6 protein-coding genes are annotated in these 2,184 nt (G+C 68.4%); all 6 read left to right on the forward strand.

The genetic code is table 11. The features are described 5' to 3' along the window. Positions 1-122 precede the first annotated feature (122 nt). The 6 genes from J0670_RS36370 to J0670_RS36390 are packed head-to-tail and all read left to right on the forward strand — an operon-like array spanning position 123 to position 1,965. Positions 123-1,052, forward strand: a complete 930-nt coding sequence (locus tag J0670_RS36370) for a helix-turn-helix transcriptional regulator (protein WP_307806855.1) — start codon at positions 123-125, stop codon at positions 1,050-1,052. Beyond that, the gene (locus tag J0670_RS40420) at positions 1,012-1,146 is read left to right on the forward strand and encodes a DUF397 domain-containing protein (RefSeq protein WP_307806856.1); all 135 of its coding nucleotides are present in this window, start codon (positions 1,012-1,014) and stop codon (positions 1,144-1,146) included. Before J0670_RS36370 ends, J0670_RS40420 begins: the two co-directional genes overlap by 41 nt. Before the next feature lie 19 nt (positions 1,147-1,165). Then, positions 1,166-1,357 (forward strand): DUF397 domain-containing protein, encoded by a 192-nt coding sequence (locus J0670_RS36375; protein WP_307806857.1) that lies wholly within the window; start codon positions 1,166-1,168, stop codon positions 1,355-1,357. After that, the gene (locus J0670_RS36380; RefSeq protein ID WP_207817015.1) at positions 1,354-1,548 is read left to right on the forward strand and encodes a DUF397 domain-containing protein; all 195 of its coding nucleotides are present in this window, start codon (positions 1,354-1,356) and stop codon (positions 1,546-1,548) included. Before J0670_RS36375 ends, J0670_RS36380 begins: the two co-directional genes overlap by 4 nt. Positions 1,549-1,568: 20 nt before the next feature. Beyond that, positions 1,569-1,760 carry a DUF397 domain-containing protein gene (locus J0670_RS36385; RefSeq protein ID WP_207817016.1) on the forward strand — a complete coding sequence of 64 codons (192 nt, stop codon included), beginning with the start codon at positions 1,569-1,571 and terminating at the stop codon, positions 1,758-1,760. A gap of 34 nt (positions 1,761-1,794) precedes the next feature. After that, complete coding sequence (locus J0670_RS36390; protein ID WP_207817018.1) at positions 1,795-1,965, forward strand: hypothetical protein; 171 nt, start codon at positions 1,795-1,797, stop codon at positions 1,963-1,965. The last annotated feature ends 219 nt before the right edge of the window (positions 1,966-2,184 follow it).

Below are 2,184 nucleotides of genomic sequence, written 5' to 3' on the forward strand. Positions count from 1 at the left end.
CATGCGACAGATCGCTTTCCGGTATCAATGATCGGGTCGTGGGGGTACGGTGATGGCCGAAATCAGGTACCGGTCACACGCGGTACGTGAAGGGGTCTGGCATGGCACACAGGCGACTCAGGGTGGAACTCACGGCCAGTTCGGCCGTGATGTTCGGCGAAGAGCTGCGGTTCTACCGGGAATTGGCCGGCTACAAGCAGGGGGATCTGGCCAAGCTCCTGCACTGCGACCGGGTGACCGTCACGCGCTACGAGAGCGGTCAGCGGCGGATGCCACCGGAGATGGTGGAACGCGCGGATGAACTGCTCAGGACTGGCGGCGCGCTCAAACGTCTCTGGGACCGGGTGGACTGGGAAGCTTCGATCGAACACCCGGACTGGTTCCAGGGTCATGCGGACATGGAAGCCGAGGCTCTGGCCGCGAGGATCTTCCAGTTGGCCGTCGTGCACGGGCTGTTGCAGTGCCGTGAATACGCTGAAGTGGTTCTTGGAGCCAGCGATGCCGCCGGAAAGCCCGAGTTGATAGAGGAGCGGACGGCGGCTCGACTGGCGAGGCAGAGGCGGTTCTTGGAGCCGGATGGGCCGCTTCTGCTGGTGATCCTGGACGAAAGCGCCATCCGGTCTGTCATCGGCGGCCCTGGTGTGATGAGGCGCCAGATGGAGCACTTGCTGGCTGTTTCCGAACTCCCGAACGTCATCGTCCAGGTCGTGCCATTCGCACGCCGACCGGCCAACATGGACAAGTCCATGGTGATGTTGGAGATGCCGGACGGTCACACCAGCGTGTACTCAGAGAGCCTCGATCGAGGCCATTCCAGCGACGATCCGGCGTTCGTGGCACGACACCGCCGCAGCTATGATCTGCTCCACGGCGAGGCACTGTCCGTGGTCGACTCGCTCGCGCTGATCACAGATGCGCTGGAAGGGTTCAGGAATGACGAGGAACGAGCTCGACGCGACCGCCTGGCGCAAGAGCAGCTACAGCGGAAGCAACGGCGGCGACTGCATCGAGGTGGCCCTCGCATCCCTCCCCAGCGCAGTCCCAGTGCGTGACTCCAAGGACCCGCACGGCCCGACCCTCGTTTTCCCGGCCTCCGCCTGGGAAGCCTTCGTGACGGCCGTCCGCGAGGGCGACTTCCCGGCATAGACCTTCCAAGGAGCTGGCTGTGTTGACCTGGCGCAAGAGCAGCTACAGCGGAGACAACGGCGGCGAGTGCGTCGAGGTGGCCCTCGCATCCCTCCCCGGCGCAGTCCCGGTGCGTGACTCCAAGGACCCGCACGGCCCGACCCTCGTCTTCCCGGCCTCCGCCTGGGAATCCTTCATCGCCGCCGTCCGGGATGGCGAGTTCCCGGCATGACGCTGGCCTGGCGCAAGAGCAGCTACAGCGGCCCGGACGGCGGCGACTGCATCGAGGTGGCCCTCGCATCCCTCCCCGGCGCAGTCCCAGTGCGTGACTCCAAGGACCCGCACGGCCCCGCCCTCGTCTTCCCCGCCTCCGCTTGGGAAGCCTTCGTGACGGCCGTCCGCGAGGGCGACTTCCCGGCGTAGAGACCTTTGAGGAACTGACTGTGTTGACCTGGCGCAAGAGCAGCTACAGCGCTCCCAACGGCGGCGACTGCATCGAGGTGGCCCTCGCATCCCTCCCCAGCGCCGTCCCGGTCCGTGACTCCAAGGACCCGCACGGCCCGGCCCTCGTCTTCCCGACCTCCGCCTGGGAATCCTTCATCGCCGCCGTCCGGGATGGCGAGTTCCCCGCGTAACTCGACCCCCGGCACAGAAGGGGAGCCCCACCGCATGCCGGGGCAGGAACGCGTCATCCGCATCCGCCGCCCCTACCTGGTGATGCGCGCCGACCGCTTCGCGCGGGCCCTGGCGCCGGCGGGGGCGGTGGACCAGTGGGCGGACGGCGCCGACCTGCCGGGCCGGCCCTGCGCCGTCCGGGCGATGGTGGGGGCGCTCGGCTGAGCTGCGGGCCGGGTCACGCAAGCCGATTGCGGGCCGGGGCACGGGCGCGCCAAGCTCTGGGGCGACGACACGCGCGAGAGGGGATCCCCGGCCGGTGAACAGCTTCGAGTACCTCCTCGGCATGCTGCTGGACGTGCCCGTACGGGCCCGGGACGCGGCGCGCCGGCACTGGCCCACCACACGGCGGCTGCGCACCCTGGCGGAGGCTCCGCCCGCACG

Source organism: Streptomyces sp. FH025 (assembly GCF_017427025.1).
Classification (GTDB): Bacteria; Actinomycetota; Actinomycetes; order Streptomycetales; family Streptomycetaceae; genus Kitasatospora.